The sequence below is a fragment of the Pseudoalteromonas simplex genome (genome assembly GCF_015278155.1).
GTDB lineage: Bacteria > Pseudomonadota > Gammaproteobacteria > Enterobacterales > Alteromonadaceae > Pseudoalteromonas > Pseudoalteromonas simplex.
This window is the reverse complement of the sequence record NZ_JADILN010000001.1, coordinates 581,119-607,797: the sequence shown is the minus strand read 5'-3', so window position 1 is coordinate 607,797 and position 26,679 is coordinate 581,119. Positions and strand designations below refer to the sequence as shown.

23 protein-coding genes are annotated in these 26,679 nt (G+C 41.7%); 11 read left to right on the top strand and 12 right to left on the bottom strand.

The genetic code is table 11. The features are described from left to right. The first annotated feature begins 150 nt into the window (after positions 1-150). Positions 151-1,884: a GMC family oxidoreductase gene (locus IRQ78_RS02670; protein ID WP_194441274.1), complete on the top strand. Its 1,734-nt coding sequence runs from the start codon at positions 151-153 to the stop codon at positions 1,882-1,884. Between the two features lie 27 nt (positions 1,885-1,911). Here the strand turns inward: IRQ78_RS02670 and IRQ78_RS02665 are convergent, their stop codons facing one another. Further along, positions 1,912-2,340, bottom strand: a complete 429-nt coding sequence (locus IRQ78_RS02665; protein ID WP_194441273.1) for an organic hydroperoxide resistance protein — start codon at positions 2,338-2,340, stop codon at positions 1,912-1,914. Between the two features lie 123 nt (positions 2,341-2,463). Between IRQ78_RS02665 and IRQ78_RS02660 the strand changes: the two genes are divergently transcribed. The 6 genes from IRQ78_RS02660 (at position 2,464) to IRQ78_RS02635 (ending at position 8,639) form a co-directional block, all read left to right on the top strand. Then, the gene (locus IRQ78_RS02660) at positions 2,464-2,895 is read left to right on the top strand and encodes a MarR family winged helix-turn-helix transcriptional regulator (protein ID WP_054553603.1); all 432 of its coding nucleotides are present in this window, start codon (positions 2,464-2,466) and stop codon (positions 2,893-2,895) included. Between the two features lie 93 nt (positions 2,896-2,988). Next, positions 2,989-4,002 (top strand): zinc-binding alcohol dehydrogenase family protein, encoded by a 1,014-nt coding sequence (locus tag IRQ78_RS02655; RefSeq protein WP_194441272.1) that lies wholly within the window; start codon positions 2,989-2,991, stop codon positions 4,000-4,002. A 714-nt stretch (positions 4,003-4,716) separates the two neighbouring features. After that, positions 4,717-4,947, top strand: coding sequence for a helix-turn-helix domain-containing protein (locus IRQ78_RS02650; RefSeq protein ID WP_138617797.1), 231 nt, complete (start codon positions 4,717-4,719; stop codon positions 4,945-4,947). 48 nt (positions 4,948-4,995) lie between these two features. Continuing rightward, positions 4,996-6,339 carry an N-succinylarginine dihydrolase gene (gene astB / locus IRQ78_RS02645; protein WP_194441271.1) on the top strand — a complete coding sequence of 448 codons (1,344 nt, stop codon included), beginning with the start codon at positions 4,996-4,998 and terminating at the stop codon, positions 6,337-6,339. Positions 6,340-6,342: 3 nt separating this feature from the next. After that, positions 6,343-6,852, top strand: coding sequence for a GNAT family N-acetyltransferase (locus tag IRQ78_RS02640; RefSeq protein ID WP_194441270.1), 510 nt, complete (start codon positions 6,343-6,345; stop codon positions 6,850-6,852). Positions 6,853-6,950: 98 nt separating this feature from the next. Further along, positions 6,951-8,639 (top strand): methyl-accepting chemotaxis protein, encoded by a 1,689-nt coding sequence (locus IRQ78_RS02635; RefSeq protein ID WP_194441269.1) that lies wholly within the window; start codon positions 6,951-6,953, stop codon positions 8,637-8,639. Between the two features lie 37 nt (positions 8,640-8,676). Here the strand turns inward: IRQ78_RS02635 and IRQ78_RS02630 are convergent, their stop codons facing one another. Further along, positions 8,677-9,117, bottom strand: coding sequence for a hypothetical protein (locus IRQ78_RS02630; RefSeq protein WP_054553598.1), 441 nt, complete (start codon positions 9,115-9,117; stop codon positions 8,677-8,679). 229 nt (positions 9,118-9,346) lie between these two features. Here IRQ78_RS02630 and IRQ78_RS02625 point away from each other — a divergent pair, with 229 nt between their 5' ends. Beyond that, entirely contained in the window at positions 9,347-10,345 is a 999-nt protein-coding gene (locus IRQ78_RS02625; protein ID WP_194441408.1) for a DUF4382 domain-containing protein, read from the top strand. A 40-nt stretch (positions 10,346-10,385) separates the two neighbouring features. Here the strand turns inward: IRQ78_RS02625 and IRQ78_RS02620 are convergent, their stop codons facing one another. Next, positions 10,386-10,997 (bottom strand): MarC family protein, encoded by a 612-nt coding sequence (locus IRQ78_RS02620; RefSeq protein ID WP_194441268.1) that lies wholly within the window; start codon positions 10,995-10,997, stop codon positions 10,386-10,388. Positions 10,998-11,250: 253 nt separating this feature from the next. Between IRQ78_RS02620 and IRQ78_RS02615 the strand changes: the two genes are divergently transcribed. Next, positions 11,251-12,843, top strand: coding sequence for a carboxylesterase/lipase family protein (locus IRQ78_RS02615; RefSeq protein WP_194441267.1), 1,593 nt, complete (start codon positions 11,251-11,253; stop codon positions 12,841-12,843). Between the two features lie 36 nt (positions 12,844-12,879). Here IRQ78_RS02615 and IRQ78_RS02610 read toward each other — a convergent pair whose 3' ends face one another. The 3 genes from IRQ78_RS02610 to IRQ78_RS02600 all read right to left on the bottom strand — a co-directional run bounded on the left by IRQ78_RS02610 (position 12,880) and on the right by IRQ78_RS02600 (position 15,316). Next, the gene (locus IRQ78_RS02610; protein ID WP_054553593.1) at positions 12,880-13,599 is read right to left on the bottom strand and encodes an SIR2 family NAD-dependent protein deacylase; all 720 of its coding nucleotides are present in this window, start codon (positions 13,597-13,599) and stop codon (positions 12,880-12,882) included. Then, positions 13,596-14,618, bottom strand: coding sequence for a Kelch repeat-containing protein (locus IRQ78_RS02605; protein WP_054553592.1), 1,023 nt, complete (start codon positions 14,616-14,618; stop codon positions 13,596-13,598). The genes IRQ78_RS02610 and IRQ78_RS02605 overlap by 4 nt, the downstream gene beginning before the upstream one ends. A gap of 68 nt (positions 14,619-14,686) precedes the next feature. After that, positions 14,687-15,316 (bottom strand): NAD(P)-dependent oxidoreductase, encoded by a 630-nt coding sequence (locus tag IRQ78_RS02600; RefSeq protein ID WP_054553591.1) that lies wholly within the window; start codon positions 15,314-15,316, stop codon positions 14,687-14,689. 102 nt (positions 15,317-15,418) lie between these two features. Between IRQ78_RS02600 and IRQ78_RS02595 the strand changes: the two genes are divergently transcribed. Both IRQ78_RS02595 and IRQ78_RS02590 read left to right on the top strand, forming a co-directional pair. Next, entirely contained in the window at positions 15,419-16,303 is an 885-nt protein-coding gene (locus IRQ78_RS02595; RefSeq protein WP_054553590.1) for a LysR family transcriptional regulator, read from the top strand. Positions 16,304-16,348: 45 nt separating this feature from the next. Further along, positions 16,349-16,600 (top strand): TIGR03643 family protein, encoded by a 252-nt coding sequence (locus IRQ78_RS02590; RefSeq protein ID WP_054553589.1) that lies wholly within the window; start codon positions 16,349-16,351, stop codon positions 16,598-16,600. Between the two features lie 2 nt (positions 16,601-16,602). On the opposite strand, the gene IRQ78_RS02585 is transcribed toward IRQ78_RS02590, so the two are convergent. From IRQ78_RS02585 to IRQ78_RS02560, 6 genes are all read right to left on the bottom strand, one after another. Beyond that, complete coding sequence (locus IRQ78_RS02585; RefSeq protein ID WP_054553640.1) at positions 16,603-17,919, bottom strand: methyl-accepting chemotaxis protein; 1,317 nt, start codon at positions 17,917-17,919, stop codon at positions 16,603-16,605. 276 nt (positions 17,920-18,195) lie between these two features. Next, the gene (locus IRQ78_RS02580) at positions 18,196-19,515 is read right to left on the bottom strand and encodes a methyl-accepting chemotaxis protein (RefSeq protein WP_054553588.1); all 1,320 of its coding nucleotides are present in this window, start codon (positions 19,513-19,515) and stop codon (positions 18,196-18,198) included. Between the two features lie 88 nt (positions 19,516-19,603). Then, on the bottom strand, positions 19,604-19,849 hold the full coding sequence (locus IRQ78_RS02575) for a YfhL family 4Fe-4S dicluster ferredoxin (RefSeq protein ID WP_054553587.1): 246 nt from the start codon (positions 19,847-19,849) through the stop codon (positions 19,604-19,606). A 379-nt stretch (positions 19,850-20,228) separates the two neighbouring features. Then, positions 20,229-20,834, bottom strand: a complete 606-nt coding sequence (locus IRQ78_RS02570) for a hypothetical protein (RefSeq protein ID WP_152967131.1) — start codon at positions 20,832-20,834, stop codon at positions 20,229-20,231. 622 nt (positions 20,835-21,456) lie between these two features. Continuing rightward, entirely contained in the window at positions 21,457-23,892 is a 2,436-nt protein-coding gene (locus IRQ78_RS02565; RefSeq protein WP_194441266.1) for a PKD domain-containing protein, read from the bottom strand. Positions 23,893-23,921: 29 nt separating this feature from the next. After that, positions 23,922-26,624, bottom strand: coding sequence for a TonB-dependent receptor (locus IRQ78_RS02560; protein ID WP_194441265.1), 2,703 nt, complete (start codon positions 26,622-26,624; stop codon positions 23,922-23,924). Between the last annotated feature and the right edge of the window lie 55 nt (positions 26,625-26,679).

The window sequence follows — 26,679 nt, the reverse complement described above, 5'->3', positions numbered from 1 at the left end:
GATTCTTCCTGCTACTATTATAAATCACCTTTAGTTTAGACCATTTGACTGGTTTCATTAGGATAAATATAAAAAAAGTATGATTTCTAATAATTAAAAAGTAAGTTAATAATCAGCTAAATTAATAATAAACACCAATAGGCGAAAACAATGCAGCAACACACATTTGATTTTGACCAAATTATTATAGGCTCGGGATTTGGTGGCTCTGTGAGTGCGCTTCGCCTAAGCGAAAAAGGTAACCGAGTTTTAGTACTTGAAAAAGGTCTTCGCCGCGAAGATAAAGAGTTTCCAAAGACCAACCTAGATATCAAAAACTATATGTGGCAGCCAGAAATTGGCCTTAAAGGCTGCATTCAATTTTCGTTTACCAGCAAAGTCGCAGTGTTACATGGCGTTGGTGTTGGCGGTGGCTCACAAATTTATGCCAATGTGCACCTTATTCCTGATGATGAAGTCTTTCAATCTCCTGCTTGGACACGGATAAAATCAGACTGGAAAGACAGCCTCATGCCCTACTATGGCCTTGCACAGCGCATGTTAGGTAGCGCCAAAAATACCTATACCAATGTTGCCGATCACACACTAAAAGACATTGCTGATCAGATGGGGCAAGGCGACTCATTCAAAACCGTGAACACCGGGGTGCTTTTTGCAAAACCCGGCGAAGCCTATAAAAAAGAGCTACCCGACCCATACTTTAGTGGCGATGGTCCGAGGCGAAATACCTGCCATTACTGCGGTAGCTGCATGATTGGTTGCCGCCATAATGCCAAAAATACTTTAATGAAAAATTACCTGTACTTTGCAGAACGCAACGGTGTAGAGATAAGACCTAGCTCTGAAGTAATCAAAATCATCCCGCTTAATGCAGATGGCAGCGCCGGATACAAAATTAAAATTAAAGATACCAGCCATCGCAATAGCCATATTTATACGCTGACAACACGGGGCGTCGTGCTAAGCGCAGGGGTGATGGGCACTGTGCCTTTGCTTTTAAAAATGCGCGATAAAGACAAAACACTGCCAAATATTTCAGCTTGGCTAGGCCAGCAAATTCGCACTAACTCAGAAACCCTCACCACCGCGAACAATACCACTAAAAAAGTTGATGATGGCGTTGCGATCAGCTCATTTATTTCGGTCGACAAAGACACCAACATTGAAATTTGCCGGTTTAGAGAAGGCGCTGATGGCACATGGCTATATTTACCTTACGTTCCTATGGTGACAGGCAAAGGCCTCAAGCGCATTGCTAAGTTTTTAGTGAATACACTGCGCCATCCAATAAAAACAGCTAAAGTATTGCGGCCAAAAGGCAAAGCCCGCAGCTCAATTGTATTTTTGGTGATGCAAAAATCCGAGGCGTTTATTCACCTTGAATGGCGACGCAAGTGGTATCGGTTATTTAAAAACAGCATTACTGCGGTGCAAAAAGACAATGACACGCCGCTTAGCGTTAGTTTTCCAAAAGCAGAAGAAGCAACCAAACTCTACGCCGAAAAACTCGGTGGCGTGCCCGGTTCAGCCTTAACTGAAGTGCTCTTTGGTGCCCCAATGACGGCGCATATAATGAGTGGAGTCGCCATGGGCACTGATGCTTCTAACGGTGTTGTTGATAGCTCAGGTGAAGTGTTCGGCTATCAAAACCTACGTGTTATTGACGGCTCAATCATACCGGGTAATTTAGGGGTAAACCCATCATTAACCATTACCGCATTGTCGGAATACGCAATGAGCCAAATACCGGTATTCGATGCAGCCCGAGCAAGTAAGATAAAACCAATACAATTTAGTGAACCACGCGAAGGTCTAGTATCAGCACTTACTGGTTCAGGCGATTTAGCAAAATCGATTGCTGAAAAACAAAAAAGCCGTGCATAAAGCACGGCCTATTTTGGTAAATAGCGATTAGATCACTGATAACTCTACAGCAATGTTACCGCGTGTTGCGTTTGAGTATGGGCATACTTCGTGCGCTTTATTAACCAGTGCAAGAGCGGTCTCTTTATCAAGATCGCCTACCGATACCGCAAGCTTAACTGCAATACCAAAACCACCTTCGATAGGACCAATTGATACTTCAGAGTTAATGTGAGTATCTGCTGGTAATTTAATTTTTGCTTGGCCTGCCACTAACTTTAATGCGCCGATAAAACAAGCCGCGTAACCAGCTGCAAATAACTGCTCAGGGTTTGTACCTTGACCATCATCACCACCTAACCCTTTAGGAGTTGATAGTGCCACATCTAAACGACCATCGTCTGATTTTGCTGTGCCTTCACGGCCACCTGTTGCTGTTGCTTTTGCTGTGTATGCGACGCTTTGTAGTTCTTTCATGATTACTCTCCTAATTGAGTGAAAATATATTTTGTATGCAAAATATATTAGATCAGCTTTTTCAGGATTGCAAATACTTTGCATGCAAATTAAAATGCTCGTGTTGAATTTTGAGGATCGAGTATGAAATACCCACAACTAAAATTAGATAACCAGCTATGCCACCGCTTGTATATGGCATCGAATGGGATTGCCCGTGCGTATCGAGATTCTCTCAATCAATTAGATTTAACCTACCCACAGTACGTAGTTATGATGGCGCTGTGGGAAAAAGATCAGATCAGTATTGCTGAGTTACTTGAAAAAACCGCCATAGATGGCGGTGCGATGACGCAAATTTTGAAAAAAATGAGCGATAAAGCATTGTTGTCAATCACTAAGGATAGCCATGATAAACGCAAACGACTCGTGCAGCTCGAAGCCAAAGGCAAGGCGATGCAAGATCAAGCCGCTGAGATACCGTCGCAAATTCGTTGTCGCTTCCCGAGCATTAACGAACAACAAGCACTGCAACTAATTGAATTACTCGATTTAGTAAATAGTGACCTTAATTAACAAAAATTATTTGAAAGTGAATTTGGATTACACCTCTTTTTAATATAATTCTATACGCTATAGTGTTTAAAACTCATCAATACGGACACCATCATGAAAGCATTTGGATACACTACAGCAACCCCAACGTTATCTGACTCATCACTACAAGCGATTGAATTAGCTGATCCCGTTGCGACAGGTCACGACATTCTTGTCGCCGTAGAAGCAATTTCAGTAAACCCTGTAGATACTAAAATTCGCGCTAACGTTTCACCAGACAATGGCTACAAAGTTATTGGCTGGGACGCCGTGGGGACGGTTAAAGCTGTTGGCGACAAAGTATCGTTATTTAATGTCGGTGACCGTGTGTTTTATGCTGGCGACTTAACGCGCCAAGGCAGTAATGCTGAGCTGCAACTTGTTGATGAACGCATTGTCGGTCTTGCACCAACAAGCCTGAGTAATAGTGAAGCAGCCGCCCTGCCCTTAACAAGTATTACGGCATGGGAGCTATTGTTTGACCGCTTACAGATTGAAAAATCTCAAAACAATAAGCCAACCTCTGTATTAGTAATAGGTGCTGCAGGTGGTGTAGGCTCAATTTTAGTGCAGCTTGCCAAACAGCTTACCAATTTAACCGTTGTTGGTACCGCCGCACGAGAAGAAAGCGCCAACTGGCTTAAAGGTTTAGGTGTTGATCATGTGCTTGATCATAGCAAAAACCTTAACGAGCAACGTCTTGCGGCCGACCTGAATGAATTTGATTACGTAGTGAGCTTAACGCACACCGACCAACACCTTGATAGCATTATGGAAGTGATCAAGCCACAAGGTAAATTGGCACTGATCGACGACCCTGCAAGCTTTGATATTTTGAAGTTAAAGCGTAAAAGTATTTCGTTGCATTGGGAGTTTATGTATACCCGCTCAATGTTCCAAACAGAGGATATGATTGCCCAGCATCAGCTTCTATCAGAACTTGCCACCTTGGTTGATAACGGCACAATTAAAACAACATTGGGTGAGCATTTAGGTAAGATAAACGTAGCAAACCTTATTAAAGCCCATGGGATTTTAGAATCTCACAAAGCTCGCGGAAAGCTTGTGTTGGAAGGGTTTGAGTAACGAGGAATGAAAAACGAGGTGCGAGCACGTAGCAGCGATTTCATATTGCGTTTTATTCTCGTATCGCACCGACCTCACCCATGTCGCGGAATAAAGCCGCTACTACCTGTAGGCGTCACGCTTGCTTGGCGCGCGAAACAAAAAATTAAGATTCAAGTTACGAGATGTGAGGGGCGAGCATGTAGCAGTGATTCCACATCGCGTTTTATTCTCGTATCGCCCCTACCTAACCAATATCGCGGCATAAAGCCGCTACTACCTGTAGGCGTCACGCTTGCTTGGCGCGCGAAACAAGTTTCACGCCTACGGCCAAGGTTTTACTTTTGTGTAGTGGTTAATTATTCATGACTAAAGTCATTCCTACGAGAAATAGATACGAGTAAGTAGTAGCGATTTCACATCGCGTATTTCCTCGTTCAACAATAAAAGCACGCATCATTAAAGTGCATTACTGCATTTGCCTTTCACTATTTTAGTGCCTGATTTTAGGGGTACCCAAACCACCATGAGTTAACTTATTGATTTTTAAAGCATATAAATTTAATAAAGGTTTGGCACAGATCTTCCAATAGTGAGTGTGAACTGGCACTAACAAGGAGACTAACGTGACTAACTTCTTTCACACTCTTTATCTACTTTGGCGATTAGACATCAGCACATGGCATATACATGAAGCAAACGATCCGCATAATGTTGCTGATTTGGAGCGTCGCTATGTTAAATAATGACCCAGCATTTGTTGAAGCGCTAAAAAAAATTTCGGTGCACCAACTGACAATCACCGAAGCGTCTGAGCAGTACCACATTCCTAAGCGTGTGTTATATAAAGCTGCACGACAGCAACAAGTTAAACAGAACAAACAAAAAGCGTATTTAATTGCCACTCAGAAACGCCTTCAACAAAGTTTGCGTCATGTCGAATTAGAGTTAGCTGGCTTCAGCTAAATAACTTCTGTATGGTTAAAATACATGCACAAAAATGATGGACAAAGTATGCACGCAGTAGAAGTTAATTTTGATGGCTTAGTGGGGCCTACTCACAATTACGCGGGATTATCGTATGGCAATGTCGCTTCACTAAGTCATGCCTCTTCACATTCAAACCCTAAAGAGGCTGTACTTCAAGGCCTTGAAAAAATGAAGGCGATGCACGAGTTAGGACTAGAGCAAGGTATCTTTGCACCTCATGCTCGCCCCGACATTAATGTGCTGAAGCGTTTAGGCTTCACAGGCACCGATAGCCAGATTATTGAAAAAGCATTTAAAGCCGACCCAGTTTTACTGCGAGCTTGTTACAGTGCATCGGCAATGTGGACAGCCAATGCTGGCACTATCTCGCCTTCAGCCGATACCCTTGATGGCAAAGTACACTTTACGGCTGCTAACTTAAATAATAAGTTTCACCGCTCGCTAGAACCCGTTACAACTACAGCGTTATTAAAAGCCATGTTTAACGATGAGCGTTACTTTAGCCATCATACGCATTTACCTGCTCAAGGCTTTTTTGGTGATGAAGGCGCCGCAAATCATAATCGATTATGCGACAGCCATGCAGATACAGGGCTTGAGATCTTTGTTTATGGGGCAAGTAGTTTTAATAGCGCCTTACCAAAACCTGTTAAATTTCCTGCAAGACAATCTCTTGAGGCTTCGCAAGCAGTTGCCCGTTTGCATCAGCTAAAGCCAGAAAATCAGTTATTTATTCAACAAAATCCTGATGTGATAGATCAAGGTGTCTTTCATAACGATGTGATCGCTGTGGCCAATGGCAATGTACTTTTATGCCACGAACAAGCCTTTTTGCACCAAGCAGATACGCTGAAACAAATTAAACAAGCCTACCTTGGCAACAAGCCGCTACATATTATTGAAGTGCCAACCAATAAAGTGAGCATTACAGATGCTGTAAGCAGCTATTTATTTAATAGCCAATTAATTACCTTAAGTGATGACAGCATGATACTGGTTGCCCCTAAAGAGTGTCAGCGCAATCAAGCTGTTCACGATTACATTCAAGAAATGATTTTGGCTGATAACCCTGTTCAGCAAGTGCGCTTTTTTGACTTGCGCCAAAGCATGCAAAATGGCGGTGGCCCTGCTTGTTTACGCTTGCGTGTTGCACTCAATTCGGACGAACTGGCAGCGGTTAATCCGGCAGTACGATTCAGCGAAGAAAAATATACCCAACTAGTAAATTGGGCGAATAAGCATTATCGTGACTCGTTAAGTAGTGACGACTTTGCCGATCCGATGCTTTTAACCGAAAGCTATCAGGCACTTGATGAGCTAACCAGCTTACTTAACTTAGGTTCTGTGTATCCATTTCAACAAGAATAAATAATGAAAATTAAAGCAGTGCATTCTATAAAAGGGGTGTCGAAATCCCTCAATAATTTGCTAATTGATAGCGTGGCCAGTGGCGCATCAATTGGCTTTATTGCTCCTTTATCATTACAGTCAGCACACGACTACTGGCAAGGGGTTGATAGAGATTTAGCAACGCCTTACCGTAGGCTTTACCTTGCCCTAGATGGTGATACGGTGATTGGTTCAGTACAGCTTTCTTTATGCGCCAAAGCTAATGGCGCTCACCGCGGTGAAGTAGAAAAGCTCATGGTGCACAGCGAATATCAAGGCCAAGGAATTGCAAAACAATTGATGAATAGCCTAGAGACCGACGCGCGTATTTTAGGTATTCAATTACTATTACTTGATACCCGCCAAGGTGACACTGCCTCATATTTGTATCGTAAACTCGATTATATTGAAGCGGGCACTATTCCTGGATTTGCGAAAAGTTCCTCCGGTGAATTTGATGCAACAGTGTATTTTTATAAGCAGGTCGCATAAACCAGCTTCAATAGCCTATCGATCTAACCATAAAGTCGACTAATAAAACTTTTGAAAAGTACTAAACTAGTACTGCGGATTTTTATTAGGAGCGATAAATGGCGCTATCAATACAGCAACGGGTACTCTTTCTAGCCCTACTTCCCCCCCTACTCATTGCAATTATGCTGACACTCTACAACTATGTGCAATCAAAACACAGTGGTGCACAAACCGTTGAAAGTTTTGCAACACAAATGGAAAACGACCGTAAGTCTGAAGTTAGCAATTACCAAAAAATTGCCATGAGCTCGATTGCTAACCTCATCGCACAAGATGATGGCTCTAATACTGAGCAACTACAAAACCAAGCAAAAAGCATTTTACGTAATTTGCGTTTTGATGATGCTGGCGATACTGGCTATGTGTTTGTTTATGATGTAAAAGGTGTCAACATTGCCCATGGGGTTAATACCTCTCTTGAGGGTAAAAACCTTTATGATTTCAAAGATCCTAATGGGGTTTATCTCATTCGAGAACTGATTGATGCTGCAAAGAACGGCGGTGGTTATGTGCAGTATTCTTGGAAAAATACCAATGGCAGTGTGAATCCTAAGCTCGGCTATGCCGCTTTGGTACCAAAATGGAATTGGGTGCTAGGAACAGGTTTTTGGATCAGTGGTCTTGAGCAACAAGTCGCAGCGACAGAACAACGCGTTAATGAAGGTATCGATAATGCCTTTATAAACACCATCATCGCTTCTGTATTTGCTGTCGCAATTACCGCAGCTATTGCAGTGGTGGTATCGCGCAGTATTACTAGCCCTTTGCACACAACCGTACTAGCAATGAACGATATATCACAAGGTGATGGTGATTTAACCCAACGTTTAATGGTGAAACGAGACGATGAACTCGGCAAGCTTGGCAGTTCATTTAACCGCTTTGCCGATGACGTTGGTAAAATGGTTATTGATATTCGCCAATCATCGCAATCGATGAATCAAGCGTCACATAAGCTCAACGAGCTACTTGCCAATATGCACGCAGGTATTAATCGCCAACATGAAGAAAGTGAACAAGTTGCAACCGCAATAAACGAAATGTCGGCGGCGTCAATGGAAGTTGCACGCAGTGCGCAAGAGGCCTCAACGGCTGCTGAGCATGCCGATCATTTAGTTAAGCAGGCTAACAACCAGTTGCTCATTGCCATAAAGGTGATTAACGGCCTTGCTAAACAAGTTGATGAAGGGGCGAATGCGGTTGATCAGCTTAATCAACAATCGAGTCAAATTGGTAGTGTGCTTGATGTGATCAGAAACATTGCCGAGCAAACAAACCTACTAGCACTAAATGCGGCAATTGAATCTGCCCGAGCTGGTGAAGCGGGTCGTGGCTTTGCGGTGGTGGCTGATGAAGTGCGAACGCTAGCAAAACGCACGCAAGATAGCACTCATGAAATAGAGGCGATGATTGAGCAAGTACAACAAGGAACAACAACTGTAAATAACATTATGCAGTCAATCAAATCAGGCAGTGCAACCAGTGTTAATGAAGCGGGCGAAGTCGAAAAAGCACTCAATGAAGTATTGCTTTCGGTTAACACTATCACGTCACAAAATGCACAAATAGCCACAGCTGCTGAAGAGCAAACATCAGTGTCTGAAGCGATTAACCAAAACATGACGACCATTGTCGATATTGCGAATAAAACCGCCAATGATACCGATGTAGCCACATCGTACATGCACGAGCTGACAGACACAGCAACTCAGTTAGAACAAAATGTAAGTCGTTATAAAACCTAATATCTAGCGCCATGGTTAAGCAGGTAAATGTGCCTGCTTAACAAAAATCATTGGTCTTTTGTAAGTTCTTTAACCAATCAAACAAATCGTTATCGTAGCGCTTTAAGCGTTGTTGGTGTTTGTCATTAAGGCTATAAAACGGCGCAAAGCAAATATATTTTTCGCCCATAACAAGCACTAATCGCAAACCAAAAAACGAGTAATGGTGAATAAATTGCACTTGTCTTGCATGCATATGGCGGCATTGCCCGAATAAATTGCGGTAATGCACACCGTGGCGGCATACCGTTAAATTGCGTTTTGAATTGAATACAAGTACCGCTAATAGTAATGAAACAGAGCACAACAAAAAACTAAAAAGTAAATTACTTACCTCCGATTTACTATTCATAAACCCCACTAGTAAAAGCATATTTACTGCACTTAATAATGCCCAGCTCATAAGCTCAAAGCGCTTTTCCAAGTCAATAACCTTCATTTTCGTTCCTAGGTTCTTATTTTTTGTCATGGTGTCAGCAAAATGTGGAAGAAAAATGGATTTACCTAAAAAGCATTCTAAACTTGCAGTTATTTTTTATTCTGACTTTCAGCTTGTTACATAAAAGGTACAAAGGTGTTAATCGAAACTTATCATTAGAAGTTCAAGTTACATTAAGTTTTAGTTATTACACTGCTAATAAATTTTTAGAACACAAAGGGAAGAAATGATGAACTTTAAAACTACATTACTTAGCAGCGCCGTTTTATTTGCACTTGTTGGTTGTGGCTCAGATAACGACAAGAACGACTCGGTTGATCCTCAGCCGCAAACTGCACAGTTCACATTAGGTGTGTCTGATGCACCAGTGACAGGTTTAAAAGCTGTAAATGTTGTGTTTGATTCAATCACATTGAAAACCCAAGGTGGAGAAGAATTCACGTTTGAGACCCGTGAAGATAATGATGAAACCATGCCTGAAATGGTTAATTTATTAGACTACACAGGTGATGATGTATTTTCTTTATTAGAAGATGAAGAAGTGCCTGCTGGCGAATATCAATGGATCCGTGCAGATGTGATCAATGGTGACACAAACGATTTAACCATGACTTCGCATGTTGTTTACGAAGATGACAGCATTGCACCACTGGTTGTTAAACGTAAAGGCAACGATGGTATCGGTGAAATTCAACTTGATGGCTTTACCCTTAACCAAGCTGGTAACGACTTTGTTATTGAATTTGACCTTAAAAAGTCATTAGTTGATCCACAAAATAATGATGAGATCTTCTTAAAACCACGCGGTGTTCGCTTAGAAAACCTTGCTGAATCTGAAGATATCGAAGGCACTGTAAGCGACGTACTTATCGCTAACTGTGAAACAGATAATATCGATATCGCACTAGAAGATGGCTCATTCGGTCATGCTGTTTACCTATATAGCAGCGATGTTGAAATGCCAATGGACAACTATGAAGTTAACGAAGATGAAACACCATTAGATGCACCTCTTGCAACGGCGGATGTTGTGTTCGATAGCGAAGATAACCAATTCGAATTTGAACTTGCGTTCATTCAACCTGGTGACTACCAACTTGCTTATACCTGTGCAGCGCATATCGATGACGCTGAAACGCAAGACGAAGCATTTACGCTTTATCAAGTAAAACCAATTACAGTAACATCGGGTGAAGACTTAGACGTGTCTTTCACTGTTTCTGAATAATATTGGCATACCCCATTAAAAAGCCCGCGCTGCGGGCTTTTTAATTATTGGCCACCCATTTAGCGACTCCTAGTGCTTCCATCACAAACTCAACAGATAATGCAGCTAAAATTAACCCCATAATTCGCGTTAGTATCGATGCACCGCCAACCCCAATAACTTTCAAAATTCGCTCACTTAACAACAGCAATAATAAAGTGATCAATAACACTACCAGCATTGTTATTGCCGAAATTACTTGTTCCTGAACGCTATAAATATGGTTATCGGTAATTAGAATAACCGCTAAAATTGCACCCGGCGATGCTGTTGCGGGAATTGCTAAAGGGAATACAGAAATATCGTGCTGTGACTCAACATCACCTTGCTGGGCCTCATCAGCAAAAATCATTTGTAGACCGAACAGAAATAAAATAATGCCACCAGCAACTTGGAACGACAACAAACTAATACCCATTGCAGTTAACAGCAACTGCCCTATGACAATCGCTCCAATTAATACAATGGCAGCATAACCCACCGTTTTAAAAGCAGTCTTTCGCCGCCTATCGGCAGGCAATTTAGCTGTTAAAGCAGCAAACAACGCCATTGTGCCGATAGGGTCTATTGTTGCCCAAATGACTAAAAAATCATGCAAAACTTTATCTAACATATGTACCTTAAAATGAGAATACACTCCTTTTACATTAGCAATTTTTTGCACTAATAAGTATTACACAGATCCTTGAGTTATTGAGCTGCAGATTTTTAGAGCCTTTTTGTAACGATTTAATGACAGGAAAACTCTTAATTAGCCAAATACTAAAACCGGCATAGCCTCCCCTTGTAGCTATGCTGGTTTTCTCGTTGTTACTATCTGAATATGTTAATATTATAAGCCTTACCCAAACAGCCTAGGCTTTGTTATGACATCGCGTATTCTCAAATCGATTTTTTACTCATCTTTTCTATTAGGCTCTGCTGTATTTTTGCAAGGTTGCCAAGAACAACCTCAATCAGATCAAATTGCCGTCACCGGCGGGCTTATCCAAGGGCAAAAAGAAGGACGTTTTATTGCCTATAAAGGCATTCCGTATGCTGCAGCTCCGGTGGGAGAGTTACGCTGGCGAGCACCGCAACCTGTGCCCAAGTGGCAAGATATAAAAGTGCTTAACGATTACGCGCCTGACTGTATGCAAAAGCCGTTTGCAGCCGATGCAGCGCCGCTGACAACAACCCCTTCGGAAGATTGCCTTTATTTAAATGTATTTAAACCCACTAAACCCAGCGATACTCCTTACCCTGTTGTGGTGTGGATACACGGGGGTGGTTTTATAAATGGTGGCGCATCACCTGCTGTTTATTCAGGTGAGAGCTTTGCTAAACAAGGGGTTATTTTTGTTAGCTTTAATTATCGCTTAGGCCGATTTGGCTTTTTTGCGCACCCTGCTCTGAGTCGTTTTGAGAACGATGCGCTTGGCAACTACGCTTTAATGGATCAAATTGCGGCACTTGAATGGGTGAAACAAAATATCGCTCAATTTGGTGGTGATGCTGCAAAAGTGACACTCATGGGTGAATCTGCAGGAGGCGCATCGGTACATGCGATGATGCAAACCCCTGCTGCTAATGGCTTATTCCAGCAAGCGATTATTATGTCAGCGGGCGGACGAGAGCTATTTAAGCAGTTGCCACTTAATAGTGATGATGACACCGTGTTAAGTGCCGAAAAAATTGGCGAAAACTTTGCCAAACAACACACCATTTTAGGCAGTGATGAAAATGCTCTTGCTGCACTGCGTGAGTTATCTGCCGAAGACGTGGTTGATAACCTAAATTTGAGCACATTAAATCGACAAAATAATGATGAGTCTACTTACGTTGGCGGGCCAATTATTGATGGCACTATCATCAATTCGGCGACAGAAGCGCGCTTGAGTAAAGGCACATTTAGCCATGTTGCGACCATGGTTGGCACAACAGATATGGATTTAGGCTTTGCTAATTTTGCTTCTAAAGAGGCGCTATTCGCAAGTTTTGCCCCGCACAGTACACAAGCAAAAATGACTTACGATGCAAGCGGCGAAACGCCATTGCCTTTACTCAATTACCAAGTTGGGCAAGATGCTTTAATGCAAGAGCCAGCAAGGTTCGTTGCAAAACGTGTGACAGATATGGGTAACGATGCCTTTTTGTATCGATTTGGTTATGTGGCGCAAACCTTAGATAAACCTGGTGCAGAGCACGCCAGCGAAATTCCGTACTTCTTTAATACTGTGGCTGCTAAATATGGACATGTAACCACTGAGCAAGATAAGCAAGCTGCTAAAATAATGCACCGTTATGTGACGAACTTTATTAAGTTAGGCACACCAAATGGCCCAGGTTTGCCGACTTGGCAAGCATATAAAAATGATGAATCTTTTATACTGCAAATGAATAAATCAGGGACTGCAGAGTTTTTACCGGACCCCTTACAAGCGCGGTTAAACATCACAGCAACCAAAGCTGAAAAGTAATAATTAAATAAGGCGCTTAATATAAGCGCCTTATTTTTATCCTTGCTGCTGAACATACTCAAGCGCTGTCATCTTGTGGTATGTCACATTAGGATGAAATACGTGAGTAGGATCTGGGTCTACTACTTCAATTGGCGTGCCTTGACTGCGTGCAATGTCGAGTGCCATTTGCGTAATGTTGACGCTAAACGAGGTGCCGATAAAGACGATTTTATCGGCATCGAGCATACGCTGTTGCGCCTCAGAGATTCGATAAAGCTCAGTGTAGTATTCATCAAATAACAACACGTACGGCTTAAACGATTCGTTTAGCTTGGGGCTTTCATTATTAATATTGAACACCTCAAGCAAGGAGTGGTGGAGGTTGTCTTCGTTTACTTTATCCCACGGCGCGTTAAAAGCCATCACATCGTCACCTTGATGGTGAAACAGTGTCATTTGATCTAAGCGACCATGAATAGCAATAAAATCAGTGTTTCCAGCTTTGCCATCAAGGCCATCAATATTTTGCGTAATGAGATTTTTATCACTCAACCAATGATGAACCTCATTAGGGCCGTGATGGCGGTAGGTTGCAAAACGATGATAATACCAAGCTAAAAATTCGCGAGGGTTGTTTTGGTACATAGCACGGGTTGCCATTTCCATCGGCGTATAATTTTTGCTACCAATGGTCCAATAACCATCTTCACCACGAAAGGTTGGTATACCGCTAGCGGCACTCACTCCCGCTCCAGTAATATAGAGTGTATTCATAGAGATAACTTTACCTTGTAACCAAGCGCATCGGCTGTCACTTGTTGATTATTGTCCATACCACCCAGACGATACAAACTTCCTTGGTGCTCTAATAAACCTCGATGATCCATGCTCGCGGTATCGGCTTTTGGCATTACTTGCCATGTGTTTTTTTCAATATCAAAGCGCCAAACATGATCACTCGCTGGTGCTGGTTTGCCATCGTATCCCATGCCATTGTAGTTATATGGGTTATCAGAGCCTCCCATCATATAAATATCGCCATTAAAACTGGTTGCTGCCATACGGTAATGGGCAACACCTGTAGGGTGCGGCACGGTACGCCAATCTATTTTTAATGGGTTATCAGCATCAATCGTGCCTTTTAAACACTGTGCAACCGCAGCAAAAGAGCGGCGCTTATCAGCATTCGCCTGTGTTTTAACGCCATCACACACCAATAGAGTGTTTCCACTAATTGCCGCTGCTTGGCCAAACACCGGTTGACCTAAAAACGGCGATGCCTGTTGCCAAGTATCTGTTTGCGTATCATACACTTGTACTAAGTTAACATTACCATCGTTATGCCAACCACTGACCAAATAGATATAACGCTGCTGGTACTTAAGTGCCACACTGTCATCCACCGGAACAGGCATACTGGCAAGTTGCGTATATGAATTAGAGAGCACATCATAGCGATATACATCGGGTGTAGAGATTTCTTGATGATCGGCGCTAACGGTATACCCACCAAATACATAGGCATGCTTACCAACCCCCACTGCGGTACTTGCCAAGCGCCCAGTAAGGGGCAACGTACTTGGCACAGCTTTAGCCGCTTGCCAGGCGTTATCGCCCACTTTAAGGACCCACACTTTATTATGAACATCGGTATGTGCCTTGCCTGAGCTCAAGCCCATAAAGCTTAAAAAGTAGGCTTGCTCATCAATAACAACTTTGGCGACAGCATTGTTCGCGACGGGTTCAGGTAAAGCAGGAATGGTTGCAAGTGCAATAGAAAATAACAGGCTCATAAATTAAACAGGTAACTTAACACGTCTCTTAAGAATACCATTTTATGAGCCTGAATAAAGGCTCGCTATTAGTAAGCAATACTAATACGTTGATTTAAATGCGCTGCCGACTGTGCTTCATCAAGCATCGCTTTAGCATAATCAGTAACTGATATTTTGCTTTCGCCATTTGCATCAGTAAAGAAGCTGTCGCCACCAACACGGTACGGGCCTTCTGACTCCCCAGGGTAAATGACCGCTGCCGGTGAAACAAAAGTCCAAGCTGTATCTGCTGCTGATGCTCTAAATACATCAAGTGCCTCACCTTGAGCAATGGCTTCTGCTTTGTATTCAGCAGGAAAGTCTGGGCTTGATACCAGAGTTACACCGGGTGCCACTTCTAAGCTACCAGCTCCGCCCACCCATAAAATACGTGTGCCAGTACCTGCAAGCGCGTTTAATAATTGCTTTGCTGTGTTTGCAACAATTTCATGATTCCCTAAAGCACGACCACCAATTGCCGCAATAACAACATCACTACCTGCAGCTGCAGTTGCGATATCGTCTTTAGTTAAATCAAATTCAGTCACAGTGACGTTATCTTGGGTTACTTTACTTGCGTCTCTAACTAATGCATTAACTTGATGACCACGTGCGATTGCTTCTGAAGTAATGTGGCTGCCAATCCAACCTGTTGCGCCAATAACTGCTAATTTCATGAGGAATTCTCCGTTGCTTGTTTCAATGATTGCAGTTTACTTGTTCACCAATTACTGATAAATACACTATATAGATACAAATTGTTTCATTTTAAGATACCAATGGATAAACTCACTTCAATTACTAGCTTTGTCGAAGTTGCCCGTACAGGCAGTTTTACTCAGGCTGCAGAGCATCTAGGTTTAAGCCGATTACAAGTTTCTAGGCATATTCAAGACATTGAAAAGTGGCTAAATTTAAGGTTGTTTCATCGCACAACACGCAAAGTAAGTTTGACCCTTCAAGGCGAAGAAGCCCTTAGCTATTGCCAGCAAATATTAAATCAAGTGTCTGATTTACAAAGCCGAGCACACAGTCATAACAACGAATTGGTAGGTACCATTCGCGTTGCCTCCCCGATTGGGCTTGGCCAACATAAGCTATTTGATGCCATCGAAGAGTTTACCAAACGCCACCCGCAGACGCGATTTGAACTGTTACTTTCTGATAGTTTATCGCAGCTGGTTGATGACCGCGTTGATATCGCTTTGCGTTACATCCACCAGCCCGATGAAGGTCTTATTGCCCGTAAGCTAATGTATATCGCAACCGCCGTATGTGCCTCTAACGATTATTTAGCTGTGCACCCACAGATTTTTGAGCCGAGTGACTTATCTGTTCACAATTGTCTTGTTCATAACAAACACACTATTTGGCAATTTCAACACGGCGACAACACACAAAAAGTGACCGTGAAGGGCAACATTGTTGCCAACGATATGGGGGTGCTTCTAAAAGCAGCAAAACAAGGAATCGGGGTGGCTCACCTACCATGCGATCTCGCCAATGACTATTTGGCATCGGGTGAGCTTGTAAAAGTACTGCCAGAGCATACTACTATGGGCTCTCACTTATGGGCGGTGTATTTATCGCGTAACTTCCAACAAAATGTAGTCAGAGCGTTCATCGACTTTTTAGCAGAGCACTGGCAACACGATATTTTATAATCTAAACCTGCTGCAAATACGTATAAGCTACAAAAAGGAGCCGGAATGCAGCACTTAGATCATGAAGTATCACGCATCATAGAGATGGCGTGGGAAGACAGAACCCCGTTTGAAGCAATAAACCAACAGTTTGGTTTAAATGAAAAAAACGTTATTGCACTGATGCGTGAGCAATTAACGAGCTCGAGTTTTAAACTCTGGCGAAAGCGCGTATCAGGGAGACAAAGTAAACATATTAAACTTCGCCATCCCGATATTTTAAGAGGTTATTGCAAAACTCAATATAAGCACAGGTAACACTATTTAAGTTGGTCAGCGAACTGACCAACCGCATCGACCACTTTTTGTGCGCCATTTTGAATATCTGACATAACTTTGCCAGATTCAGTTGCTAGGCTGTAGCCTTGTTCAGCTTTGCTCTTACCTTGTTCTATAACTTCAACTGTATTTTGAGTCAGTGCCCTGTTTTGCTGTACAACATCAACAATTTCAACAGTCGCTTTTGAAGTACGTGAAGCGAGCTGTCTTACCTCATCAGCAACAACAGCAAAGCCCCTTCCTTGTTCGCCAGCACGAGCTGCTTCAATCGCTGCATTAAGCGCTAATAGGTTTGTCTGATCAGCAATACTACTGATACTTTGAACTATATTTGCGATTTGCTGAGACTGTTTATCAAGTGCTGTGATCTCATTTGCTGCTTGTTCCATTTTATTTGCAAGTTCATCCATAACACTAACCATATTACTGAGTACTTCAGCTCCTTGATGAGCGATTTGATCAGTTTCAGTCGAGGTACTATAAGCAATGTCAGCTGCTTGAGACACAGCTATTTCACGATTTACTTGATCAGTAATCACCGTTGCAAACTTAACAACCTTATAAAGCTCCCCTTGTTCACTAAACACAGGATTATATGTGGCTTCTAACCAAACGGGATCACCATATTTATTAACACGTTTGAATCGAGAGGAAACAAACTCACCTTTTTGTAGTTTCTGCCAAAATGCCGCGTACTCTGATGAGCTTGCTTCTTCAGGTGAACAAAACATACTATGGTGCTTACCAATAATTTCGTGTTCTTTATAGCCGACACCCAGTAAAAATTGCTGATTTGCTTTTAATACATGACCCGTTAAATCAAACTCGATTACGGCCATAGAGCGATGAATTGCTTTTACTAAGTCCTGGTTTTCGCGTGACGATTCAATCGTGCGTGTTAGTGCATTTGCATGCAATGTAAAATGAAGAAATTGGTTTTGCTTATTTACCACAGGATGAACGAACACTCTTAGCCAAGCCTCTTCACCTTTAGCATTGACCAACTGAACGGCTCCTGCCCATGGCTTTTTGTTTTGTAGTGCGTGTTTAAAGTTCAGATAGTGTTCTGTTTTTCGCGCCAATTGCGGCACTAAATCAAGTAATGCAATCCCATCAAGTTGATTTGCGCTAAAACCCAGTTCAATTTGAACTTGGGGATTAGTATCAATAACACAGCCTTTGCCATCAAGCGTTAATGTAAGCATTAGCTCATCAAGATTTTGCTTTATTTGAGAAACCCTAAATAATTCGTCTTCAAGATTGGTTATTTTATTTTTTAGTGGCTTGGTAGAAAACATGGGGTACATCACTTCATTGCTAAATTAAAATTCAAACAGTGAACTCATTTACTTAAAAAGTTACTGAATATTAAACTATTACAATATATCCCTATATTTCTATGATATGGAGTTTCAAGAAGTGAGACAAGGTATTCCTTCCAATTCGCAAAAAATAGGAGGAGCTTTAAGGAAATTGAACCGCATTGATAACACAGCAAAATTTCGTTATTAGGTTGCTTATAATAATCTGTACCTGCATCCATGCAGATGTCTAAAGCTTATTGCAAATTAGAATCACTTATTTAACTGGTTAGCAAACTGGCCAACTGCATCAACAACTTGCTGTGCTCCATGTTGAATATCTTCCATTACTTGTCCTGATTCATTCGACAAAGCAAGACCTTGCTCTGCTTTGACTTTCCCTTGTTCTATAACCTTTACTGTATTTTGAGTTAATGATTGATTTCGCTGAACAACTTCCACAATCTCTTCAGTTGCTTTAGATGTCCGAGATGCTAATTGCCTAACCTCATCTGCAACCACCGCAAAACCACGGCCTTGCTCACCTGCACGAGCAGCTTCAATTGCAGCGTTAAGCGCTAATAAGTTAGTTTGATCAGCAATACTACTAATGCTTTGTACAATACTTGCTATATGTTGCGACTGCTTATCTAAGGCTGCGATTTCTTGCGCCGCTTGCTCCATCTGTAAAGCAAGTTCATCCATAACAGCCACTGTGTTTTTAAGTACTTCAGCTCCTTTTACAGCGAGTTTGTCGGTTCCTGTTGAGGTACCGTAAGCAATCTCTGCCGCTTGAGAAATTGCATGCTCACGATTCACTTGTTCAGTGATCACAGTTGCAAATTTCATTACTTTATAGAGATCCCCAAAATCATTAAAAATCGGATTGTAAGAGGCCTCAAGCCAAACGGTATTACCAAACTTATCAACACGTTTAAAGCGAGACGCTATGTACTCACCATTTTTTAAACGCTGCCAAAATTGCTCATACTCAGTAGAGTTTGCTTCTTCTGGTTCGCAAAACATTCTGTGATGTTTACCTTTTATCTCTTTTTCGGAGTAACCCATCGCATTATAAAAATGACTATTTGCACTTAAAACATGACCCTCTAAATCAAATTCAATAACCGCCATAGCACGGTGTAACGCTTTAATAATGTCTTTATGCTCTCTTGCGGTAGCAATTGTATCGGTTAGTAAAGTGGCATAAATTGCGAAAAATAGAATTTGATCTTGAGGCCCTTTTACTGGGTGCGAAATAATTCTAAGCCACTCTGTTTTACCACTTTTGTGATAAAACTGCAGCGCCCCAACCCAGTGCTTACAATGCTCTAAAGCAGAAGAGAATTGGCTAAATTGTTCAGTAGATTTGGACTCATTTGTAATGATGTCAAATAGGTGCGTGCCAGGGAACGCATCTTTATCGTAGCCAAGTGCTTTGATAAAGTTTTGATTTATATAGGATACCTCGCCGCTTTCAAGTACATTAAGCGAAATCATTTCTTCATTCAAGCCATCACGCACCTGCTGTAGATGAAATAACTCAGTCTTTAACGACACAAGCTCAGAGTTTACTGACTTACTGAAAAACATAGGATCCTCAAGAGATTAACGTGCATTAAAGTAAGTGTAGAACATTTGAATCAAGGTGTACTAATAAGCAGTAAATTTTATTTTTAATTCACTCAGTCAGCTTAATATACTTTTCAGCAAGCTCATCTAAGGTTTCACGATGATTAGGATCGGGCTTAATACAGTCGATAGGACATACACTAACGCAGGTAGGATTATCATAATGCCCAACACACTCAGTGCATTTATTAGGATCGATTTGATAGATTTTTGCACCCATATAAATAGCTTCATTCGGGCACTCAGGATCACACATATCACAGTTAATACATTTGTTATTGATGAGTAATGCCATGACACACCTTTAAGCACTATAAATGGGTATTGTTTTTAAAATCTAATCTAGTTTTTAAAAACAACGAAAATTGCAGCCGCGCACTATAAATTGCAGCGTATTAAGTTTCTTTGATCTAGATCAAGCTTAAAAGTAGTTAAGATCCTCCGAGAGCATTATTAAAGCTGTAATGTAGTGGGATTATCTACCGAACTAAGTTATGTGATGAGATAAGTGAGAGGTTTGGTGACTATGTATGTTTTAAGTATGAATAGCATTAATAAGATAATAACTCGTTACTGGACAAAAGCACGTTAGAGTATTTATTCGGTAACTCCTGAGTATGGTGCGCGACGAAATCGCGTAACAGTTGAGCTTGCTCAACGGCATAATTCTTTTGTTAGTTTTTATCATACCGCTCTTTCCAGCTAGAGTTATAATTCTGGTTTTTCATTTCGATCCACATTTCCGCATCACTGCCCATAAACATATATGCAATGTGATCTGGACTAAAAGTCAGCGTAGTTTGGTATGTAATCCCAGATTTCTCAATTTGTGAATAAGGTGTGTTGTTTAAGCCTATCTTTTTTACGCTGCGCAAATTTTCAATTAGTAACTCTTTATCGTGCCATGATAATAAGAAACCCTCCCAAGCATTTAACGATGACTTTGCTAAAACGATAGAGTCAGAATTATTTTTACCATCATTAAACATAACAACCAGTTCAGCGCTTTTATCATCTTCATTTGCTTTAATGCCAACCGAAAATGATTTTGTCCCACCTTCGCTTCGCACCAATAAAAAAGCACCTGACTCTACATCTTCACTAAAATGCAGTTTGTTGACATTGATATACCCAGTAAAGCTACATTTGTTTCCGCAGGTTTTCTTGAATGTATTTAATTCAGCCATCCCCACAGGTACAGAATGTTCGCTTTTCACAAGTACATTGGAAAGGCTTTCGACGGAGAATAAAAGCAACAAAATAAGTAAATATAATCGCATAAACTCCCTTGCTAACTAACATTTTAGTATTTATGCGACACGCAGTTTGTGTTGCATAATCGGTTGTTGGACTGAGCTGTTACCTGCTCGGAGTGTCAGAGTTGGTATTGTCTATGCTATGGCTTTACTTATAAAAACTAGGCTTTTTTGAGGCTCTCACTTTCCTAGCTAGTTTAATCAGGTTAGTTAGTGTTATGTAAGCTCGGCCTGCATTGCTCAGCGTTTATTATACTTTCATTACACCTAAGTTTGGCTAAATAAGCAACTATATATTTGCACGCGCAAAGCAGCCATGAGAGCATTTATCCTAACTCGTCTTGGGGCAGAAACAAGTTGAAATACTAGCCATGTTTCTAATTACATTAAATGATAAGTAAACAAAAAGAAGTAGCACGCTACTCCTTCATTGCCCTTAAGCCTCGCCTTACATTATCGTTAGCAATACGCTTTTGCATTATCACAATGGAAAAGTATATTTGCGTACAATTCCCTCACTAGTATTATCAGAGTGAACTCTGAATGCGTTTGTTTGATTTACGATATGGTCTAAAGGAACGAGGAAGGGGTAATATTAAGAAAGCGAACCCGAAGGTTCGCTTGTTTAAGTTTTTAAATTGGCTGTTTAATTTAGCTGACCTTCTTCACACTCTTCCCACTCATTGAAAAGACTGTCGTCATTGGCTGTGCGCCATATTTCGTATACATAAGTAATTTCTGGGATTTCTCTAATATTGAAAGAGAAATGGAAGCCTTCAGACTTATCGTCATTACGAATACAAGGCACTGCAGGTACTACGGTTTGAAATGCTAAGCTTTCGCCTTGTTGAATAACACGTCCTTCATATAGGTTTTCAAAACGAGGGGTAAGACTCGCAAGACCACCATTAATATGGCTCACCTTAACATTTTCAACTGTATACGCACTGTCCATAGCACTTAGCTCCCACTGCACATAGCCTTCTTCTAAGAATGGACGCGAGCTTGCACTAAAGCCATTTGCAAATGGTGGAATTGTTTCATACGGTAGTGGGTGCCATAAGCTTTCGCCATCTTCATTAATACTTCGTAAGCGAACACCTTTCGCTTCTGATAATGGATCAACTTTAACAACAAAATCATATTGTGGTGCATCGTCTATTAAATCAGTCGCTGAATAACGGAATGTATAAGTACCTGGTTTGGTAAACACTTGACCGCGTGTGGCAGGACAATCAGCTTCATCAGGGTAACTTGTGAACTCACCACCTTCAGGCGTGCTAATTAACTCTTCATGGGTGAATACTTCGTCACCATCAGCATCAACCGTAACAGGGCGATGTAATAATGACATGCACGGTAAGATTTGATAGTAATCTTCACCTGGCTGTAGTCTTCCCCAACTACGTGCCCACACAACAGAACGAATTTCAGGCGCAGTATTGGTAAGTTTTGCAAGGCCATCATCTTCTGCATAAGTTTTTGCAAAAAGTCCGCGGTCATCTTCAACAATCAAGCGCGCAGTATATGAGCCTGGTACGTCAGTTACCACGCGAGCACGGCGATACTCTTGGGTTTCAGGTTCAATAACTGGCTCAATAACCGCGTTACTGCCATCTGGACGATCAACAAGTTCCCAATGGAATGTCATTGGATCATCATTTGGGTCTTCACTTGATGCATCGAATACGAGTGCATCACCTACAATCACTGATTTAGATTGAGCATCTACACCGCGTGTTGAAGGCTGCCCATTAACATTACCAATTTTAGCTTCCATTGTTGCATTGGTTGTTAGTTGATTAACACCATCAGATACAACCATTCGTACTTTATACATGCCTTCAACATCAAGCTTTTGGATCTTTTTGCCCATTGGCTTCCAAGAACCAATATCAACTAACTCAACAGTACTTGTTTCTGGCTTTTCTATAAGTTCCGCACTGATTATTTGCAGTGCTTCACCTTCTGGATCATAGCCTGAAAAATTAAACTCAGCGCGTAAACCAACTTCTTGTTCACCAATACTATAAGAAGGGAAATAGCCTGTTGCGAGTAACTCGCCAACGGGTGCTTTGTTTTTATTAGACTCAGGATCTTTCTCTACAGTTACAAGAACTTCACGCTCTTCGCTTTTTCTTGCACCATCAAACACAAACAGTACCAATGAATACTCTCCCGCTGCAGCTGGCGTAAAAGTAAGTGTATCTGTTGTTCTTCCTGTTAATTCAGGTAATGGAATAGCATCAGGTTCAACAGGACTGTAAGCCCATTTCCAACGGTATTGTAAAGACGCTCCTTCAGGGTCATTACTTTGTGATGCATCAAGCGTGACTGTTTGCCCAAGCTTAACCGTCACATCGTCAGCAATCGCAACAGGTGGAGCATTACCTGATGAAACAGTTACGGTAACCGTTTTTGGTTCACTGGCAATATTTCCGTAATAAACAACCAACTCAAGTTTGTAATCTCCAGCTACATCAACAAATAGAGTAGCTAAACTAAGTGTTTCATTGCTTAAATAACCCGCACTTTCAGCCGGTTTTTCAACAATCTTCCATTGATAATCTAAACTGCCTGTCTCGCCTGTAGGAGGTAAACTAGCACTTGCATCTAGGCCGACACTCGTTGTGCCCAAACTTACACTGTATACAGGCTCAGTGATTGCTGTCGGATATGGTGATGTTGCATTAAAAGTAATGCGTGTTGCTTCACTGTTATTAACACCGTCATTAACAATAAGACTAATGACATATTCACCAGGAAGATCAGCCACAAAGTCGGTGCTAAGACTATCATTGCTGGTTAAAACCGCTTCACTTTGTTCTGGGCGAGAAATAAGTTGCCATTGATAACTAAGTTCTTTGTTATCAGCGCTACTACTTTGATCAGCACTTAGTTGAATTTGTACTGCACCATCTTTAAGTGAGAACGTTGTTTGTTCTGTACTGCTAGTGATAACAGCCGTCGGTTTTTGTTCAACAACAACAGGGGTGCTATCGTCGTTACCACCACCTCCACCACAAGCGGTTAGCGCTAAAGCTAGCCCTATAGCGGTGAATGTATGTAGCATCAATTTCATCGGGGTCTCCTTGCAGGTTTTTCTGGCAATTAAAATTGTAAAGTTAAGCTAAGCTTGGCTGTGCGCCCTGGGGCTGGCACAAGTCCTAAGCTCAATGCGTCTAAGTAGTAACGATCGGTAATATTATCGATAGTAAAATCAAGGGTCGCCGTATCGTTAAATTGGTATGAACTGTAGAAATCTAAAAGGTTATAGCTGTGCCATAGCACAGGCTCATTAAAACCTGTTGGTGCGTTGTATCGAGGAATTGAGTTTCTCTCGCCCATAAAGGTAGCGCGTAAACCAGTCTCGAATTTTTGATCAAAAAGACGTAAGCCTAAATGCATGCTGGCATGCCAGTTAGGCGGGATCATATTATTGATGTAGCTCTCAGGGATCCCCCAGTCATTACAGTAATAGCGTACATAGCTACCAACATTACACACTTCAATATGGGAATATTTAGTGCCACTTAATTCAACTAACCAAAAAGGTGTTGTGTAACTAAAGTTCAACTCAACACCATTAAGATCTAAACTGTCGATATTGCGCATGCGGAAAAAATCGAGCATACCGCCTTGTGATTGCTCCCATGCATTTGGTTGTGTTCGAGTCAAATAGTCATCTACATGATTCTCGAAATAGGCAAGCTTGATAGCCAGTTGCTCTGTGTTATTCGCTATTTTTTCGTTTAAATAATTAATACCCAATTCTTGGTTTTTGGCATGCTCGGGTTTCAGAGGGATATCAAGCACAGGGCTCACAGACCAGCCCGAAGTACTTTCAAACAAGCTTGGCATGCGTAAAGCTTCTGCGTGTCTAATGTATAATTGAAGACCGTCTAACGCTTGCCATGTTAAAGCAATAAGCGGCGCACTACCTGAGTGACTATTCTGATAATTGACAGGGACACAGCTTCCTTGCCCATCAGGTGTGCATGCGGGATCATTGGGCTTAAGCTCTAAAGGATTATTATCTTTTGAAGAGAAATGACTAAAGCGTAATCCTGCTTCTAATTGCCACTGCTTTGTAATTTGCCAATCGACAGCGCTAAAAGCACTAAACTCTTTACGCCAACCGCTTCGTGAACCAGCATAAAAACCTTCTGTTTGGGGCGTGTCGGTATCCATATCTTCCCACTGCCCAGCAATGCCATAGCTCAATGCAAGTTCGCCATGATTGTAGAACATCATTTTATTACTAAATTCAGCACCCCAACGCTGATAGTCATCTTTTCGAGCTATGTTATCGGCAATATCCACCGAGCCGACATCTGGCGTATTTAAATCTGTAATCGCATCTGTGTGCCACAAATTAGCCGAAAAGTCGGCCCAATCATAAGTAAGCGGTTGCCATTTGTATTTTAATGTATAGGTATGGTTTGTTACTTCGCTGTCAAGCCATTGTCTTGCTTGACCAAAAGAGCGAATTTGCGAAGGCATCATTTCGCCATATTCGCTGTTATAAAGGATATAACTCATCTCTAAGCTATGATCTTTTGGCATCACCAAGTTCGTTTTAAGTAATACCGACTCACTATTGAAATTTGTATTTGGTATACGCTCATTAGCACGAAATCTTGACGCACCTTCCACTGACACTGGGGTCTCGGTATACCAAGCCATTTTAACCGGCTCACCATAAATCAATTCGGGTTTAGGGCCATGGCTACCTGCATAATAATTGCCTTGTTCACGCTTAGCGTAAGCACCAACTAAGTCACCCCAACTAAAGCGTTTTGCTGCAGCGACACTCCCCGCGTAACTCGCAAACTCTAACAAACTAGGCCTGTCCATTCCTTCTTCTGGGGCAAAATGCTCAGGCATCAAGTACTGTTCAGTACAATAAGTTGGAAAGCGACAGTCTGAGCGATAAGCATTACGAGGGAGATAATAGCCTGCATAGGTTCCAGGCTGAGGTGCGTTTGAGCTATTACCAATAGCACTCGCTCTTAAACGTACACCTGACAGCTCCCCTTCTTTGACAATATCGTCTGCATTAAGAGTGCTAACACTTACTAATCCGCCCGTCGCACCGGTCCCTTGCGCGTCCATAACAGGGCCTTTACTAATCGTCATTGAGCCAATTAAATCAGGGTCAATATAACTGCGGCTAGAGACACCTGAATACCCTCGATAAACAGTTGTTTCTTGGCGACTTCCATCAATAATAACTGGCACACGGCCTTGACCTTGCATACCGCGGATATTGATGTCTAAACCACCTGAGTTACGGTTCTCACTGACTAATACCCCAGGTGTACCTTGGAATATATCGCCAACACTGGTACCGCGAAATCGTTCAATATCTTGCTGAGTGATGACGTTTACCGATTTTGCCTCGGTATAGGTTTTATTTTTGAGTTTATTGTGTTGTCCCTGAACTTGAATAGTATCAAGAGCAATCACATCTGATTGTGGCTTTGCTTTAATGATCCAAGCGTTTTGAGCAATCAAAAACGCTTCTAATGAGGTTGATTGTAAAAGTTTATTTAAAGCAGTTTCTGTGCTGTAGCGTCCTTTAAGCTCTAATACAGAGATATTTTTTACGATTTGCTCATCAAAGCTCAGTGTGATCCCTGCTTGTCGTGAAAGCAGCGTTAATGAATCACCTAGATTACCTGCAGGTAAGTCAAATTGAACTAATGTGAAATTAGCTGAACTAGCTGATGATTGCGCCGCATAAATTGGGGCCACAGACAACAGGCTCGAAACAAATATGGCACAGCTAGTAAGCAATACACGAGACGGCATGTGAGTTTCCTTTTTTCGTTACATACCTATAAAGCCGAACGAAAAATGAAAAGCC

Bases quoted from the DNA above. Each gene is read 5' to 3' on its own strand.
- IRQ78_RS02620 (WP_194441268.1), bottom strand. From the start codon at position 10,997: ATGTTAGATAAAGTTTTGCATGATTTTTTAGTCATTTGGGCAACAATA.
- IRQ78_RS02600 (WP_054553591.1), bottom strand. From the start codon at position 15,316: ATGAAATTAGCAGTTATTGGCGCAACAGGTTGGATTGGCAGCCACATT.
- IRQ78_RS02605 (WP_054553592.1), bottom strand. From the start codon at position 14,618: ATGAGCCTGTTATTTTCTATTGCACTTGCAACCATTCCTGCTTTACCT.
- IRQ78_RS02580 (WP_054553588.1), bottom strand. From the start codon at position 19,515: ATGTTTTTCAGTAAGTCAGTAAACTCTGAGCTTGTGTCGTTAAAGACT.
- IRQ78_RS02635 (WP_194441269.1), top strand. From the start codon at position 6,951: ATGGCGCTATCAATACAGCAACGGGTACTCTTTCTAGCCCTACTTCCC.
- IRQ78_RS02565 (WP_194441266.1), bottom strand. From the start codon at position 23,892: ATGAAATTGATGCTACATACATTCACCGCTATAGGGCTAGCTTTAGCG.
- IRQ78_RS02655 (WP_194441272.1), top strand. From the start codon at position 2,989: ATGAAAGCATTTGGATACACTACAGCAACCCCAACGTTATCTGACTCA.
- IRQ78_RS02595 (WP_054553590.1), top strand. From the start codon at position 15,419: ATGGATAAACTCACTTCAATTACTAGCTTTGTCGAAGTTGCCCGTACA.
- IRQ78_RS02650 (WP_138617797.1), top strand. From the start codon at position 4,717: ATGTTAAATAATGACCCAGCATTTGTTGAAGCGCTAAAAAAAATTTCG.
- IRQ78_RS02585 (WP_054553640.1), bottom strand. From the start codon at position 17,919: ATGTTTTCTACCAAGCCACTAAAAAATAAAATAACCAATCTTGAAGAC.
- IRQ78_RS02670 (WP_194441274.1), top strand. From the start codon at position 151: ATGCAGCAACACACATTTGATTTTGACCAAATTATTATAGGCTCGGGA.
- IRQ78_RS02610 (WP_054553593.1), bottom strand. From the start codon at position 13,599: ATGAATACACTCTATATTACTGGAGCGGGAGTGAGTGCCGCTAGCGGT.
- IRQ78_RS02625 (WP_194441408.1), top strand. From the start codon at position 9,347: ATGAACTTTAAAACTACATTACTTAGCAGCGCCGTTTTATTTGCACTT.
- IRQ78_RS02575 (WP_054553587.1), bottom strand. From the start codon at position 19,849: ATGGCATTACTCATCAATAACAAATGTATTAACTGTGATATGTGTGAT.
- IRQ78_RS02640 (WP_194441270.1), top strand. From the start codon at position 6,343: ATGAAAATTAAAGCAGTGCATTCTATAAAAGGGGTGTCGAAATCCCTC.
- IRQ78_RS02590 (WP_054553589.1), top strand. From the start codon at position 16,349: ATGCAGCACTTAGATCATGAAGTATCACGCATCATAGAGATGGCGTGG.
- IRQ78_RS02630 (WP_054553598.1), bottom strand. From the start codon at position 9,117: ATGAAGGTTATTGACTTGGAAAAGCGCTTTGAGCTTATGAGCTGGGCA.
- IRQ78_RS02615 (WP_194441267.1), top strand. From the start codon at position 11,251: ATGACATCGCGTATTCTCAAATCGATTTTTTACTCATCTTTTCTATTA.
- IRQ78_RS02660 (WP_054553603.1), top strand. From the start codon at position 2,464: ATGAAATACCCACAACTAAAATTAGATAACCAGCTATGCCACCGCTTG.
- IRQ78_RS02570 (WP_152967131.1), bottom strand. From the start codon at position 20,834: ATGCGATTATATTTACTTATTTTGTTGCTTTTATTCTCCGTCGAAAGC.
- IRQ78_RS02665 (WP_194441273.1), bottom strand. From the start codon at position 2,340: ATGAAAGAACTACAAAGCGTCGCATACACAGCAAAAGCAACAGCAACA.
- IRQ78_RS02560 (WP_194441265.1), bottom strand. From the start codon at position 26,624: ATGCCGTCTCGTGTATTGCTTACTAGCTGTGCCATATTTGTTTCGAGC.
- astB (WP_194441271.1), top strand. From the start codon at position 4,996: ATGCACGCAGTAGAAGTTAATTTTGATGGCTTAGTGGGGCCTACTCAC.